The organism is Stenotrophomonas sp. CFBP8994 (genome assembly GCF_034044835.1).
Lineage (GTDB): Bacteria > Pseudomonadota > Gammaproteobacteria > Xanthomonadales > Xanthomonadaceae > Stenotrophomonas > Stenotrophomonas rhizophila_A.
Genome location: NZ_JAXCWT010000002.1, coordinates 221328 through 236623 on the forward strand (window position 1 = coordinate 221328; position 15296 = coordinate 236623).

10 protein-coding genes and 1 tRNA gene are annotated in these 15296 nt (G+C 66.7%); 5 read left to right on the top strand and 6 right to left on the bottom strand.

The annotated features are described in order from the left end of the window. Window positions 1-16: 16 nt before the first annotated feature. Entirely contained in the window at window positions 17-3007 is a 2991-nt protein-coding gene (locus SOM39_RS05790; RefSeq protein WP_320457784.1) for a TonB-dependent receptor domain-containing protein, read from the top strand. A 53-nt stretch (window positions 3008-3060) separates the two neighbouring features. Beyond that, window positions 3061-4416, top strand: a complete 1356-nt coding sequence (locus SOM39_RS05795; protein WP_068854343.1) for a Gfo/Idh/MocA family protein — start codon at window positions 3061-3063, stop codon at window positions 4414-4416. 17 nt (window positions 4417-4433) lie between these two features. On the opposite strand, the gene SOM39_RS05800 is transcribed toward SOM39_RS05795, so the two are convergent. Further along, window positions 4434-4510, bottom strand: a tRNA-Arg gene (locus SOM39_RS05800). Window positions 4511-4674: 164 nt separating this feature from the next. Between SOM39_RS05800 and ubiA the strand changes: the two genes are divergently transcribed. Further along, window positions 4675-5568 carry a 4-hydroxybenzoate octaprenyltransferase gene (gene ubiA, locus SOM39_RS05805; protein ID WP_307105700.1) on the top strand — a complete coding sequence of 298 codons (894 nt, stop codon included), beginning with the start codon at window positions 4675-4677 and terminating at the stop codon, window positions 5566-5568. 194 nt (window positions 5569-5762) lie between these two features. Beyond that, a complete protein-coding gene (locus SOM39_RS05810; protein ID WP_320457785.1) occupies window positions 5763-7193 on the top strand; it encodes a short-chain fatty acid transporter in 1431 nt (476 codons plus the stop codon). On the opposite strand, the gene SOM39_RS05815 is transcribed toward SOM39_RS05810, so the two are convergent. The 3 genes from SOM39_RS05815 to SOM39_RS05825 all read right to left on the bottom strand — a co-directional run bounded on the left by SOM39_RS05815 (window position 7169) and on the right by SOM39_RS05825 (window position 12471). Continuing rightward, a complete protein-coding gene (locus tag SOM39_RS05815; protein WP_320457786.1) occupies window positions 7169-10030 on the bottom strand; it encodes a type I restriction endonuclease in 2862 nt (953 codons plus the stop codon). The two genes, SOM39_RS05810 and SOM39_RS05815, sit on opposite strands and share 25 nt — an antisense overlap. Before the next feature lie 218 nt (window positions 10031-10248). Continuing rightward, entirely contained in the window at window positions 10249-11835 is a 1587-nt protein-coding gene (locus SOM39_RS05820) for an N-6 DNA methylase (protein ID WP_320457787.1), read from the bottom strand. A 36-nt stretch (window positions 11836-11871) separates the two neighbouring features. Beyond that, the gene (locus SOM39_RS05825; protein WP_320457788.1) at window positions 11872-12471 is read right to left on the bottom strand and encodes a restriction endonuclease subunit S; all 600 of its coding nucleotides are present in this window, start codon (window positions 12469-12471) and stop codon (window positions 11872-11874) included. Between the two features lie 431 nt (window positions 12472-12902). Here SOM39_RS05825 and SOM39_RS05830 point away from each other — a divergent pair, with 431 nt between their 5' ends. Next, window positions 12903-13046: a hypothetical protein gene (locus SOM39_RS05830; RefSeq protein ID WP_167693310.1), complete on the top strand. Its 144-nt coding sequence runs from the start codon at window positions 12903-12905 to the stop codon at window positions 13044-13046. Window positions 13047-13096: 50 nt separating this feature from the next. Here the strand turns inward: SOM39_RS05830 and SOM39_RS05835 are convergent, their stop codons facing one another. Continuing rightward, a complete protein-coding gene (locus SOM39_RS05835; RefSeq protein ID WP_320457789.1) occupies window positions 13097-14431 on the bottom strand; it encodes a flavohemoglobin expression-modulating QEGLA motif protein in 1335 nt (444 codons plus the stop codon). A gap of 114 nt (window positions 14432-14545) precedes the next feature. After that, complete coding sequence (locus SOM39_RS05840) at window positions 14546-15223, bottom strand: VOC family protein (protein WP_320457790.1); 678 nt, start codon at window positions 15221-15223, stop codon at window positions 14546-14548. Window positions 15224-15296 lie beyond the last annotated feature (73 nt).

Here is a 15296-nt window from a genome sequence, read left to right on the forward strand (position 1 = left end):
GCACAAGGAGCCAAAGATGTTGAACGAACGCCATCGCCATCGCCGCATCCCCGCTACACCCTTGTCCGTCGCGCTGGGGCTTGCCCTGGCCGTAACCGGTCCGGCGTTTGCCCAGGACGACGACACGGCCGTTGATGCAAAGGCAAAAGCCAACGCCACCGAACTGGCGCGCGTGCAGGTCACCGGGTCCAACATCCGCCGCAGCGATGTGGAAACCTCCTCGCCGGTGCAGGTGATCAGCAAGCAGGACATCGAGAACATGGGCGCGCGCACGCTGCTGCAGGTGCTCGACAACCTGCCCGCCGCACGCCCGGGCCAGCAGGATTCGCGCTCGCTGTTCACCGGTTCCGACGGCGCTTCGCAGGCGAACCTGCGCGGCCTCGGCGCGCAGGGCACGCTGGTGCTGCTCAACGGCCGGCGGCTGTCGTACTACGGTGCGCCGGCCGGGTTCCAGACCCAGTTCGTCAACATCGACGCCATTCCGGCCGCTGCCATCGAACGCATGGAAGTGCTGACCGACGGCGCCTCGGCCGTGTACGGCACCGACGCGGTGGCCGGCGTGATCAACGTGATCACCAAACGCTCCTACCAGGGCGCGGAGATCAACATCACCGCCGACAAGTCCTCGCGCATCGATTCCTACGGCGAGCAGCAGGGCAGCATCACTGCCGGCTTCGGCGACCTCGACGAAGACCGCTACAACGTTTATGCCTCGGTGAACCTGTATCGCCGCAATGCGATTCCGCTCAGTGATTTCTACGACAAACGGCCGCCCCAGTACTACGTCAACAACCCCAACTACATCCCTGGCCTGCGCCTGGGCACCGGCAGCAAGCCGGGCGAGTTCAATCCGGGCAGCTTCTTCGCGTTCGATCCCACCACCAACGCGCTGGTACGTGAAGCCGCACCGGGTTGCAACAACGTGCTGGTCGAAGCTGCAGGCACGCGCTGCATCTGGGAAACGTGGATGAACCGCGAGATCGACGCCGGTGCCAAGACCGAGCGCGCGACCGCTTACATCAGCTCGCACTTCTTGATCGGCGACACCACCGAAGCCTTCGCTGAAGTCACCTACACCGACATCGACCTGACCGCGAACGGCGGCACCCCTTCCGCCTACAACACCACGACCGGCAATCCCTCGAGCTGGTACTCGCGCAACACCGGCAACACGGTCAATCAGTTCCTCACGCCGTATCTGGGACCGAACAACGTCTACAACCTGGCCAGCCCGGAACTGAAGGCGCTCATGGGCGGCGTGGTGGGCCTGAACTACCTGATGCAGGATGTAGGCGATGGCCACTTCGGCCAGCGCAACACCGACCAGAGCTACCGGGTGCTGGCCGGCCTGCGCGGTGCCCTGGGCGACGACTGGAACTGGGAAACCGCGTTCGCCACCGCCGGAAGCCATTCGGTCACCTACCAGACCGTCAACGTGAACCTGGAAGGCTTCGAGCGCGCGTTTGGACCCTACACCATCGACCCGGGCACCGGGCGGGTGATCATCTCCGACAATCCGGCCTACCAGTTCGGCGTCATCAGTGACGTCAACGCCAAGCTGATCCGCGAGGCATACCCCACCTTCGACATCCAGTCGTGGACGCGCCTGCATACGTTGGACGGCAAGATCGAAGGCCCGCTCTTCAGCATGCCGGCCGGCGACGTGCGCGCCGCGTTCGGCTTCAATGCCACCCGCGAAACGTTCTACACCCCGGGCAACGAAGACGCCGCCAATGGCCTGATCACCCAGCAGGGCGGCTCGTGGTTCGATGGCAAGCGCAACACCTACGCGCTGTTCGCCGAAGCCGTGGCCCCGCTCACCGACAAGCTGGAACTGGATGCCGCGCTGCGCGTGGACAAGTACCCGAACTTCAGCGCCAACCTGGCCCCGAAGATCGGCCTGAAGTACCAGGTGCTGCCGCAGCTGTTGCTGCGCGGCACCTATTCCGAAGGCTTCCGTGCGCCGAGCCTGGCCGAAGCGGGCACCGGCGGCGTGTTCGCCCAGCTCGGTGGCTTCGAGGACGACATCCGCTGCGATGAGACCAATGCCATCGCCAACCTGCTGCGCCAGTCCAACCGGCCGGGCGACGTGGACCTGGGCAACTCGCTGCTCAACGCCGACTGCAGCCGTACCGTGGCGCGCATGACCCAGCCCAATCCGGACCTGAAGCCGGAGAAGGCCAAGATATCCACGCTCGGTTTTGTGTATGAGCCGGCGAGCTGGATGTCGATCTCGGCCGACTACTGGTTCATCTACCGCCGCAACGAGATCGCCGCGCCGGACTACAGCAAGGAACAGGACATCCTGTCGATGACCCGCAACCCGATCAGCGACTCCGATCGGGCGGCCGAGGCTGCGCTTGCGCAGATGTGCGCCGACCCGGCAAGCGGCGTGAGCTGCCCGGGCGCGTTGCCCGGCTACAGCGTGGGCAACGTGGCCGCCGTGGTGGGCCAGTACAAGAACCAAGGCCGCACCCTGGTGGACGGTTTCGACATCGACGCGCGCGGTCGCTTCATGCTCGGTGAGTGGGGCGCGCTGAACATCGGCGTGGCCGCCACCATCGCGCGCCGCAAGGAGGCCTACATCGACGACACCGATCGCTGGTACTACGGCAACACCATCGGCTACTACGGCAACCCGCGCATGCGTGCCACGTTCAACGCGGACTGGTCCTACAAGCAGGTCACCACCAGCTTCTTCGTCAACTATGTGGGCGGCACCAAGTGGGCGTGGGACCGCGTCGATGCCGAAGAAAACAACCCGGACACCTGCACCGCCGGCTCGCTGCCGGTGAACCCGGCCCAGTGCGATGGCGTGCCGTCGTGGTGGACCGCCAACCTGAGCGTGGGCTGGCGCCCGGATGACCACTGGAGCCTGGGCTTCACGGTCAAGAACCTGTTCAACCGCCTGCCGTTCTACGACCCGAACAGTTTCCTGGGTGACTCCAGTGACTATGCCAGCATCTTCGGCCGCAGCTACAGTCTGCAGGTCGGCTACAAGTTCTGATTGTTCCAGCGCGCCGGTCCCGGCCGGCGCGCTTCCAAAGGGAGTAACGTTCCATGAAGCGTAGGGAATTCATTGCCGCCGGTGCGGCCCTGGCCGCCACCAGCCTGCTGCCGGAAACGCCGGCCTGGGCACGCGGGCGCACGCTGCGCCTGGGCCTGATCGGCACCGGCATGCGCGGGCAGGTGCTGCTGAAGGAGCTGGTCCGCCGCGACGACGTTGAAGTGGTCGCGCTGTGCGACATTGAACCGATCATGCTCAAGCGCGGCATGGACATGGTGGCCAAGGCCGGCAGGAAGGCGCCTACCGCCTACGGCCAGGACGGCGACCGCAATGCGTGGAAGCGCCTGCTCGAACAGCGCGGCCTGGATGGCGTGATCATCGCCACGCCGTGGGAGTATCACGCCCCGATGGCGATTGCCGCCATGCAGGCCAAAATCGCGGTGGGTTGTGAAGTGGTCGCCGGCATCACCCTGCAGGACCACTGGGACGTACTCAAGACCCAGCTTTCCACGGGCACCCCGTACATGCTGCTGGAGAACGTCTGCTACCGCCGCGACGTGATGGCGACCCTGCAGATGGTGCGCAACGGCCTGTTCGGTGAACTGGTGCACCTGCAGGCCGGCTACCAGCACGACCTGCGCGGGGTGAAGTTCAACTCCGGCGATCCCGCCCAGCCGTACGACAGCGGCGTGGAATTCGGCCCGCATGCGTGGTCCGAAGCGCGCTGGCGCACCCAGCATTCGGTGGACCGCAACGGCGAGCTGTACCCCAGCCATGGCATCGGCCCGTGCGCCATGTACACCGGCATCAACCGCGGCAACCGTTTCACCCATATCAACGCGTTCGCCAGCAAGGCGCGCGGCCTGCATGAGTACACCGTGGCCAAGAGTGGCGGCACCACCCACCCCAGCACCAAGGTGAACTTCAAGCTCGGCGACATCGTCACCACCACGCTGGCCTGCGAGAACGGCGAAACCATCCTGCTGCAGCACGACACCTCGCTGCCGCGCCCGTACTCGATGGGCTTCCGCGTGCAGGGCACCAAGGGCTTGTGGATGGACGTGAACCAGTCCATCCACATCGAAGGCCGCAGCCCGCCGCACAAGTGGGAACCGTTCAAGGCCTACCAGGACCAGTACGAACACCCGCTGTGGAAGCAGCACGCCGACACCGCCGCCAGCGCGGGCCACGGCGGCATGGACTGGTTCGTGATCCACGCCTTCGTCGAAGCCCTGAAGGCCAAGGCGCCGATGCCGATCGACATCTACGACGCCATCACCTGGAGCGCGATCACCCCGCTGTCGGAGCAGTCCATCGCCAACAGCTTCCAGACCCTGGAGTTCCCGGACTTCACCGCCGGCCTGTGGAAGCAGCGCAAGCCGATCTTCGCGTTCGACGGGACCTACTGACGGGAAAGCAAAGAAGATGGTGCGCCCGGAGGGATTCGAACCCCCGACCAATGGCTTCGGAAGCCACTACTCTATCCGGCTGAGCTACGGGCGCATCTTTTAGAACCGCCGCACCACCGGCGGGCCGGGGCGGGCATCGCAGCGCCATGAGGCGGTGCGGGACGGGCATTCTATCCGTAAACGCGGCGCAGGTCTGCCCCCTTGGGCGAAACAGCGCCTCCGGCGCCGGGGAAGGGGCCTTGGCGGTATCCTTTGCGCATGGCTTACGAACGTTTTGACGCCCCCGCGGGCGCACCGCCCTCGCGCTGGGGCCAGTACTGGAAACTGATGCGCGCTGATCGCCCGATCGGCACCCTGCTGCTGCTGTGGCCTACCTGGTGGGCGCTGTGGCTGGCCGCCGGCGGGCTGCCGCCGCTGTGGATCCTGTTCGTGTTCACCGCCGGGGTATGGCTGACGCGTTCGGCCGGCTGTGTGATCAACGACTACGCCGACCGCTGGCTGGACCCGCACGTGAAGCGCACCAAGGACCGCCCGCTGGCGAGTGGCCGGGTGTCCGGCCGCGAGGCGCTGGTGCTGTTCGCCGGGCTGATGCTGGTCGCCTTCGCGCTGGTGCTGACCCTGAACGCGCTGACCATCGGCATGAGCTTCATCGGCATCTTCCTGGCCGCCAGCTACCCCTACCTCAAGCGCTACACCCACCTGCCGCAGGTGTACCTGGGCATGGCCTTCGGCTGGGGCATTCCGATGGCGTTCGCCGCCATCCAGGGCGAAGTGCCGGTGATCGGCTGGCTGCTGTATGGCGCCAACATCCTCTGGTCCACCGCGTACGACACCTGGTACGCCATGGTCGATCGCGACGACGACCTGAAGATGGGCTCGCATTCCACCGCCATCCTGTTCGGGGATCTGGACCTGGTGATCCAGGGAATCCTGTACACGCTGTTCCTCGGCACGATGGCGCTGGTGGGCGTGCGCGGCGGGCTGGGTCTTTACTACTGGTTGGGCGTGGCGGTTGCTGCCGGGCTGATTGCTTACGAATTCTGGATCGCGCGAAAGCGTGAGCGCGACCCCTGCTTCAAGGCGTTCCTGCACAACAACTGGGTGGGCGCGGCGTTGTTTGCGGGTATTGCGGCGGCACTGGCGCTGGGTTGAGCTGCCGGGTCGCCCGACCAACGGTCGGGCGCCACCCGATCCGTGCGCGCTGGCGCCTGGCCGGTAGGTCACGACCGTTGGTCGTGACGCCGCGGTCCGGCCGCGTTCGTGACATCGGGTTGCTACCAATAGGTGACTGACAGCCTTGTCCCCCTCCTGCACACTGCCCCCCAATGAACCTGGGAGGGTAGGGCATGGCCAGCACCACATCAGCGCCGGCACGGGACGGCTGGATGGCACGCGCAGCGCTGCGGTCGGCGGCCTGGGCGGAAAAATGGTTTCCCGACGCATATGTGTTCGCGGTGCTCGGCGTGGTGATCGTGGCAGTGGCCGCCATGGGCTTCGGCGCCACCCCGCAGGCCACCGCCAAAGCGTTCGGCGACGGCTTCTGGAGCCTGATTCCCTTCACCATGCAGATGGCCTTCGTGGTCATCGGCGGATATGCCGTGGCCACGGCCCCGGTGGTGGCGCGCTTCATCGAACTGCTGGCGCGGGTGCCGCGCACCGGCCGGGGCGCGGTGGTGTACGTCGGCTTGATCAGCATGCTGGCCTCGCTGCTGAGCTGGGGCTTTTCGCTGGTGTTCGGCGGGCTGCTGGTACGTGCACTGGCGCGCCGCCAGGAACTGCAGATGGATTACCGCGCCGCCGGCGCCTCGGCCTACCTGGGCCTGGGCGCGGTGTGGGCGATGGGCCTGAGCTCCTCGGCCGCCCAGCTGCAGGCCAACCCGGCCAGCATGCCGCCCGGCCTGGTGGAAATCACCGGCGTGCTGCCTTTCACCGAAACCATCTTCCTGTGGCAGTCCATCGCGCTTACCGCCGCGTTGATCCTGGTCTCGCTGCTGATCGCGTGGCTGACCGCCCCCGGTCCAGCAACCGCACGCACCGCCAGCGATTTCGCCGGGGCCGCGCAGGCCGAACCGGAACCGCTGCAGCCGCGCACGCGCGCCGGCGAATGGCTGGAGTACAGCCCGCTGTTGACCGTGCTGCTGTCGCTGCTGGCCTTCGGCTGGTTGCTCAGTGAATTCGCCAGCAAGCCGGTGGTGACCGCCATCGCCAACCTCAACACCTACAACTTCCTGTTCATTTCGCTGGGCCTGCTGCTGCACTGGCGGCCGCGCAGCTTCCTCAACGCGGTAGCCAAGGCCGTGCCCAGCACCACCGGTGTGCTGATCCAGTTCCCGCTGTACGGCGGCATCGCGATGATCCTCACCCATGCCGTTGGCAGTGGCGGAGAAACGCTGGCGCATCGGCTCTCCACCGTGTTCGTGCACATCGCCACCACCGACACCTTCGCGCTGGTGATGGGCATCTATTCGGCGGTGCTGGGCTTCTTCGTGCCCTCCGGTGGCGGCAAGTGGATCATCGAAGCGCCCTACGTGATGCAGGCGGCCAATGAACTGCATGCGCACCTGGGATGGGCGGTGCAGGTCTACAACGCCGCCGAGGCCCTGCCCAACCTGATCAACCCGTTCTGGATGCTGCCGCTGTTGGGCGTGCTGGGACTGAAGGCGCGGGATATTGTCGGCTTCACCTTCATCCAGTTACTGGTCCACATCCCGCTGGTGCTGGGCCTGCTGTGGCTGCTTGGCATGACCCTGACCTACGTGCCCCCTGTCATGCCGTGACACGGCCAATGCGGTCCGCACAGCACCACCGCGTGCACCACGGCCGCCAGCTGCGGGTCCCGCAGGTGGCCGCGCAGCATCTGCTCAAGCCGGTCCCGAACGTACGCATCGAACTGGTGCAGCGGTTGTTGCTGCCCGATGGCGACCAACGCGTCGATGCGGCGACCCAGCTGCTCGTACATTTCTGTGTTCAGCGTGGTGTCGAACAGGCTGCGCAGCACCAACAGGCCGCGCGAGGACGGCGCCTTCGTGTCACTGGCCTGCGGTGGGTCCTCCAGCGCAGGCTCCAGCGCCTGCAACGCGGCAAACCGCGCCTGTGCGGTGTCGAAATCCACCAGCACCTGGCGCAACGTGGTGCGGCCACGTTCCACGGCATCAGCGTCCAGCCCGCCTGCCTCCAAGCGCTGGCGCAGGCGGGTGTACAGCTGGTTGGCGCTCTGCGCCGCCGTTGGTTCGACCGGCTCGAGCGGACCCAGCAGCTGGTAATCGATCGGCTGCTCACACACCTGCGCCGCCTGCTCGCGCGCCCAGTGGCGCACCCTTCGGTCTTCGGCGTTGAAGCGGTCGTCCTCCAGTGCCAGCCGGCTCACCGCATCGCGCAGAAGTGAGAACCGGTGCAGCAAGGCGCGGTACTGTCCGCCCAGCAGCGATGGCTTGCCGGTCAGCGCGGTCTCGGCCGAGATGGCCACCTGCAGCCGCTGCCCGAACTCAGTGACCCGGCCATGCAGCAGGTCGCGCCGGTGCCGGTGCAGGTCGATGTCATCACCATGCGGGCCGATGTCCCAGTCCGGCACGAGGTAATCACGACAGGCGTGGAAGTCCTCGGCGGCATCGGCCGGCAGCAGGCTGTGCAGGCGTTGGCGCTGTATGCCCAGTGCCGGATGATTGTCCTGCACCGGCAACGGCAGCCACTCGGGTGGCGCTGCCGCCGGGCGGTCGTCGGTGTGGAAATCCACCAGCATGGCGGTGCGCTTGTCGGGATGCGGCGCGTTGATCATGCCCACCGCGCGCAGCCGCTCCGGTGCAGTGAGGGCGCGATCCACATACAGCACGGCCCATCGCGCATCCTGGGTTGCCGGCAGCTCGCCATGCACGATCACCAGTTCCACCTCCGGCGGGATGCGCTCCGAGCCGCGGTCCATGGGCAGGCCGCGGTTGTCGAAGCCCGCCACATGGGTCTTCAACCGCCCATCCACCGCGAGCGCGCGCTGGTAGTCCAACGCCTGGTGGACCGTTCTCACCAGAAGCGCGCCGCGCAGGCCGCGTTCCGCCAGCCGGACCAGATCGTGGAAATGCTGGCTGATGGCGGTGGCGACCTGGGCCACGCGTCGGGAGGGCGAATCCCCCTCGGGCTTCGGGCCGACGTCGCGCCATGCCTGCACCACCACGCCATCGGCGACGGCATGCTCGGGCGGATACTCGTACAGCCTCGGGCCAGGATCCAGACCGGGCACCGGTGCGGTAACCGGTGCGGCCACCAGCGTCAGCCAGGTCGCCTGCGGCAGGCAACGGCGCAGACGACGCAGAAGGACGGGATCGCTGTCCCAGAAATCGGCATCCACCAGCAGCACGATGTCGTCGTCGGTGGCGGCCATTTCATCATCGGCGCCGGGCAGCCTGGTCCTGCGCGCCCAACCACGCAGGATGCGCAGCGGCACCTCATGCAGCGAGGGACCCCTGCCGGCCAGGAACTCGGTGAGCTGGTCAGCAGGCAGTGGACCAGGCCGCTGGCGCCGGTCCTCGGGGGGCGGTGTGAGCCGGGTCAGTGGCTGCAGCACGCGAATCGGCCTGAACGCCGCATCGGCCCGCATGGCCTGCAACAGCCACTGCCGCGTCCGCTGCAGCCCGCTGCCGGTTGCCAGGCACAGCTGGCCTCCGGTACGACGGCCGCTGGCGTCGCGGGTGCCCAGTGCCTGCAGCGCACACTGCACCGCAAAGAACTGGTGGGACCGGACCAGGCAGCGTCGGCCGCTGCGGCCCTCTCGCAGGAAATGCCGTATCAGCTGCAGGAACCGGGGCGGCGACAGCACGCCATGCAGCAGTTCGGCATGCGTGGCCCATGGTGGGTCGAGCGGGACATCGGAGAAGGGCAACGCGGTATCGCGCAGCTGCGTCTGCGCGGCCGGGCTCCAGCCATGCTCCCGCCATTTCACCCACGCATGTGAAGGGGTGCCGACAGCGGCATGGCGGCCGCCACGACGGTCCAGGCTCAGCAGCAGCTGCGCGTGCTGCACCGGCGGGTTGACCGGCATGCTGCCCAGGCCGCGCAACAGATGCCGGATGCCATCCTCCACGGTTCCCCAACGCTTGTACGCATCGCGCTCCACGCAGGCCAGCACCACCAGGGGAATGCCGTTGACGTAACCGACCAGCTCGCGAACGTGGCCGTCGGACGGATCTCCGGGAGCTGCCAAGCGCAGGTCGGTACGCATCGCGTCAGCCACATCCCAATGGTTGCGCTGCACATGCTCCCAATCGATCAACGGAACCGGGACCGAGATCCGGCGCCCGTTGGGCAATTCCAGTTCGGTATGAACGCCGTGGACCAGCAGCCGGTGCACAGCGCTGCTCGACGCTACCCAATCCAGGCTGTGGCAGCACGTTTCGGCCTCGGCAATGATCCGGTCGAATGAAGTGGGCGAAAGCGCCACGCGCTCGCCTTCCCACTCGTACCGATAGCGACGCAGCCACGGCAGCAGCCGCTTCTCCAGCAATGCGCTGTGATGTTCGCCGCGTAACGCCGCCACCGCACCCTCATCCAGAGGGTTCCAGCCCAGCCGCCGCAGCCAACCCAGTACGGAATCGCGCACACCGAACCTGCTGTGGGGGGTGTTCATGCGCGCCCTCCATGTTGTGACCCGAAGACAAGCACGCAGAGAGCGTCGAATTTCTGGCGAATGATGTTCATGGCACCAGTCTGGACGAACGAATGCTGCCGTTGCTGTGTGCATCATTCCGTTTCATGCGTTCGGCGAGCGCAGCGCGTAACGCATTCTCGATGCATATTCCAATCGAGATAGCTTCGGTCAATTGATGAGAGGTTAAAGCGGCGGCTTCAGGTCAGATCCGACAGTTCCCGCTCCAGCGCATCCAGCTCGGCATTCAACGCCGCCTGGAGGGCCACGAACCGCGCGGACAGCTCCGCACGCTGCGCGCGCAATGTCGCAAGATCCGCAGCGGGGCAGCGGGCCACCGGCTGCACATAGCGAGCAACACTCAGGTTGCCGCCATTGCGGGCCAGCTCCTCGGAACTGGCCAGATACGCCACGCCGGGTACGGTTCTGCGCTCGCTGCAGAGGCGGTGCAGGGTGCGCGCCGCCTGATCACCGAGGCGCGGACCGCGCTTCCCACGCGTCGCAAGGCCGCGCGCATCGACAAACAACACGGCGTCATGCCGGCGCACCTTGCGCAACACCAGCAACGCGGTCGCAACCGACGCACCGGCGAAAAGCCGGTCAGGCAGGCCGATCACCATGTCCACCAGGTTCGCGTCCAACCAGCACTGCCGGATGCGCGCTTCCTCGCCATCGCGGAACAGCACGCCATGCGGCACCACGATCGCCATGCGCCCACGCACCGGCTCCAAGGTAGCCAGCATGTGCTGGATCAGCGCGGTATGCGCCCACTGCCGGGACGGAACGCCCTGCAGGAAGCGGAAGTAGGGATCGTGGCTGGCCTGCGCTGGCGCCCACTTCAGCGAAAGTGGCGGGCACGCCAGTGCCACATGGAAGCGCTGCAGCTCGCCGTCCTGCAGCAGCGGTTCCTCCAGCGGGTCGCGGACAAAGAGGCGCGGGGTGTCCGTGCCCTGCAGCAGCAGGCGCAGCCGAGCGACCGCGCACTGCATGGCATCCGGCTCCTGGCCATACAGTGGGTAGCGGGCCGGGCCTGCCGGGCCAATCGCACTTTCCGCATCGCGCATCCAGCTGGCCGCTGCCCGCAGGACGGCCCCCTGCCGGCAGCTGGGATCGTAGACCGCCTCATCCGCGCAGGGGTGGGTGAGCGCAGCCATCAGCCAACTCACCCCTGCGGGCACCTGCGCGGGAAGCAGGGCGTCCACCGCGTCGCCAACGTCCGGACGGGGTACCCCGCGCTGCTGGCGGAAGTCCAATGCCGGCAGTGCAAGCCTCTCCAGCACCTGCAGCAGCACGGCATCGCGCACGACCGGGTCGTCGGGCAGCGCATCTTCCAGCTTCAACGTCGGGAACAGGCCACCCAGCTTGCGCGGATTGGCCAGGGTGAACACCCGCAGCGCGTTCATCACCCTCAGGCCATTGCCCTCCGCATGACGCTGCCGGAACAGCGTGTCGAAGCGGGCCTGGAGCGGAACGCTGTAAGGCACGCAGCGCGGCGGCTCGCCCGGCGAGTACGGAATGTCCGGGTTGCCGTAGTACGTGGCGTCGCTCGCCACTTTCAGCAACAGCAACGAGAGGACCAGGAAGGTATCGGCGTCGGGACGTTTTCCCCCATCGAGCGCGTCGCGGGCGTGGACGAGGGCGGCGAGCGTGGCGGGAACATCTGGCCGCAGCCGGACCGTGACATTGGTTCGAGGAGCAGGAAGGTCAGAACTGTGGATCGTGTGGGTCATGGCCGCGTACAGATTGAGAGCGGACACCAACAGTATGTCCACGGTTCGGATATCCAAAATTCAGATAATCAGCGGAAGCCCTTACGCACGCGGTCATCGTGGCCGCTCGTCCAGAATGTGCGCCGCATAGCGGGCAACCTCCTGATGCCTTGCGGCGATCATCTGCTCGCAGTGAAGCTTCTCGAGCTGCGCTGCCCGCGCGATGGAAACGATGCGTTGCTGGAGGAGCAGGGGCGGCAGCTGCACGCGCAACTCCTCGATGGCTGCCTTGCGGAGGCTCTGCTGACGTGATCCCGCGGATTGCCGGCGCAGGTACTCCTGTGCGCCTTCCTGGTTGAGCTGCCACGCGAGGAAGGCGGGCATGATCCGTTCGTGGTCGCCCACCCGGATGACATACAGGTGAGGGCTGCAGACCGTGTCGACGGGTGGGTTGCACAGCAGCACCGCGAGTGGATGGGCGCCGCGTGCGGCTAGCAGGACGTCGCCCTCCTGGACCCAGTCCGGCGCCTTGCGCGGGTGCAGCCGCGTACGCAGCAGATCGCACGGATCGTGCACGCCCGATGCGCTCAGGTTCTTCAACTGGATCACGCGGACCGGCCCATCCGGGAAGGCGGTGATTGCACCCCGGAACGGATGTCCCTGGCGGATGCTGGCGATGTCCGAGAGCTTCGCACTGCGACGATGATTGTTCATGTGGCGAACCATGCGCGGCAGGAATTCGCACGTCAAATGTGCGTTTTGCACCATTCGGAATGGTGCAGCGGGACCCCCGGAAAGTGATACCTGCACCGCAAACTTCGAGAGGCACAGCGTTTGATTCCACGCATATGGGTAGGCCGGATCAATCGCGAAAAACAGGTTGCGCAAATCATCGCGTCTGGGGTCGTCGCAACGGCCCACATTCATCGTGCTGACTGCGCTCTGATCCACGTCCGGAATATCAGGATTCCGTCTTGGCATAAGCGATGTCGTGCCCGGAGAAAGCACTGAAATACAAGCGGATTGCCGAAGTCGACGCCCACGGATTGACAATTCTGTCTGCAAATTGCCACATGGTTTTAACGAGCCGCTGCACACGATTGCCTCGACCGCGGCATACCGCTCGCGGCATCCGGAGACCCGTCATGGCCCAGCAGCGCAATCAGAGTTCCCAGAACCAGCGTGGTGAGCAGCAGGAGCGCGGACGCGACCAGCAGCAGCAACAGCAGCAGGAGCAGCAGCAGCGCAACCAGAATCAGCAGCAGGGCTGGAAGGACGAGGAAGAGTGACGGCTGGCTGTACTGCCGAACCATGAGGGCCCCGCTTCGGCGGGGCCTTTCTATTGCGCGTCAGCGAGTGCAGCGCCGGCCATCAGCTCATCCTCCGCCGCTGAGAACCGCTGCAGATCGAACGTATCCAGCCGCATCGCCTGCGCGGCCGTGGAGAACGCCAGCGTCGCCAGCACGCGCTCGGGGTGCTGTGCCCACGGCGGTACATAACGTGGCGCTGCAATCAGCCCACTCTCGCGGTAGGGCGCCAAGGTCACCAGGTCGCCCAGGTCCACCCGCCCGCAGAACAGCAGCCGCAGCGTATCGCCCCGGTTTTCATGCAGGGCGCGCTTGATGAAGGCGGTCACCAGCAGCAGCCCTTCCAGGTAGGCGCCATCCTTGGTGAAGCACACCCGCCCGCGTAGATCGCCGCCCCGGAAGATGCGGGCCGCACTGCGGTAGCTGTCCACCTCCGATTGCCCGGCAGCGAGGAACGCGCGGAACACCTCGATGAAGTCCGCGCCCTCCAGGGCTTCCTGCAACCGCACCACCCGCAATGCCAGCCGGCGCAGGCGGTTGATGTCCATCGCCCCGGTAATGATCTCCGAGAACGTGGCCAGCCCCTCCTGCGTGCGCGTGGTGCGGGGCGCACCCGCGCCGAGGCAGCGCAGCCACGGCTGGTGCTTGCCGTTGAGCAGGGTGGCCGAGTGGATGAAGGCCTCATGCTCGACCAGCTGGTCCAGATCCAGCTGCGAGAACAACGCATCGGCGCGCAGGCGGATCACCTTGCTGCCGGCGGCCGCCTTGGAGGCCAGCTCGGTATCCAGCACCACTTTCACTTCGTCGTCAGTGAAGAACGGCTCGATGCGCTGGCGCAGCAGCACGGAGAAGTCCGGCGCTGGAATGTCGTACTGGATGCGCGGCACGTACTGCGAGCCGATCAGCTGGTCGGTGATGGCCAGCATCTGCGCGGCCGACTGCGCGGTGGTGGTGGTCTGCGAGCGGTACCGGGTGCTGGGCTGGCCGTACAGCAGCGTGGAGCACGTGGTGAAGCGCGGGTTGCCGATGTTGGCCAGCATGCTGGCGGCCACGCGGTAGCTCCACGCGGTGCGGTACAGCCAGTCGCCCACGGGATGGCCCCGGTCCAGGTGCTGCAGGATGTCGTCCAGCGCCGCAATGGTGTCGGTGTGGTCAACCGGCTGGGTCGGCGGGGCCGGCATCTCCGGCGCTCCGGCGCGCCAGGAGGCCAGGAAGCGGGTCTCCATCTCGATCGGCCACGCAAGCCCGGACAGCACGCGGATCCTGTTGCCAAGCTTGGCCAGCCGCGCATCCACTTCCAGTAAAGGCGCAAGCGCAGGGTCCGCCTGGGTTGGGTCGGGGCAGGAGGGGGACGTGACCTTTTCCACGGCGGTACCCTGGCTTGAGCACGCTCCCACTGTGTTGGCCGTGGGCTGCCCCGGCAACCGCGCTTCTACCTGCCGGAAGGCAGCAAATGTACTGGGCGCAGGTGAATGGGGCGATCAGGCTGGCGCATGCGCGCGCAGGCGCCAGCCCTGCGCGGGGTCGTCCAGCGCGCCCGCCGCCACATCGCCCAGCGTCACCACGATGCCCCGTGCGTTGGGCAGCACCTTCTCCTCCGGAAACCAGCGGCGGGTGGCATCCACCACGATCAGCAGGCCCTCGTCATCGCCCAGCGCAGCGAAGTGCGGCACGGGTGGGCTGAGGTAGCCCAGCCCGAATGCCGCTTCGGCGCGTGCACCTAGCGCGGCCACGTCGGCCGTCGGCAGCCCGACCTCGCTCACGCAGGTCAGCTCGCTGCCGTGGAACGCCCCGACCCGCCCGGACGCAGGCAGCCGGCGCCGCCCGATCAGTTCCAGGATCAGCCCATCGGGGCCATCGAAGTAGATGGATTCCGACTCCCAGCGACCGCCGAAGGTGAAGTGCGCCTCGCCCTTGGCATTGCGCTGCAGCGGCGTGCGCGCCAGCAGCCAGGCGGTGGCGGCCTCGAAACGATCGGCCGGCACGTTGAAGGCCAGGTGCACGCCGCCGATCGGGTCGCTGCCTGCCGGGCGCAGTTGCACCCCGGTCCAGCCGATCCGCACTACGTCGTCCTGCACCGGCAGCTGCAGCACTTCTGCGAAGTAGGCGCCCACCTGTGCAACGTCGGAAACGGGAAGCTGGAGCGTATGGATGCGCATGGAACCAGGCACCGAAAGGAGGAGGTGATGTCAAAAGGCTGACATCGCCGGTTGGGAGAATGGATCCTTGGCC

Bases quoted from the DNA above. Each gene is read 5' to 3' on its own strand.
- SOM39_RS05790 (WP_320457784.1), top strand. From the start codon at position 17: ATGTTGAACGAACGCCATCGCCATCGCCGCATCCCCGCTACACCCTTG.
- SOM39_RS05795 (WP_068854343.1), top strand. From the start codon at position 3,061: ATGAAGCGTAGGGAATTCATTGCCGCCGGTGCGGCCCTGGCCGCCACC.
- ubiA (WP_307105700.1), top strand. From the start codon at position 4,675: ATGGCTTACGAACGTTTTGACGCCCCCGCGGGCGCACCGCCCTCGCGC.
- SOM39_RS05810 (WP_320457785.1), top strand. From the start codon at position 5,763: ATGGCCAGCACCACATCAGCGCCGGCACGGGACGGCTGGATGGCACGC.
- SOM39_RS05815 (WP_320457786.1), bottom strand. From the start codon at position 10,030: ATGAACACCCCCCACAGCAGGTTCGGTGTGCGCGATTCCGTACTGGGT.
- SOM39_RS05825 (WP_320457788.1), bottom strand. From the start codon at position 12,471: ATGAACAATCATCGTCGCAGTGCGAAGCTCTCGGACATCGCCAGCATC.
- SOM39_RS05830 (WP_167693310.1), top strand. From the start codon at position 12,903: ATGGCCCAGCAGCGCAATCAGAGTTCCCAGAACCAGCGTGGTGAGCAG.
- SOM39_RS05840 (WP_320457790.1), bottom strand. From the start codon at position 15,223: ATGCGCATCCATACGCTCCAGCTTCCCGTTTCCGACGTTGCACAGGTG.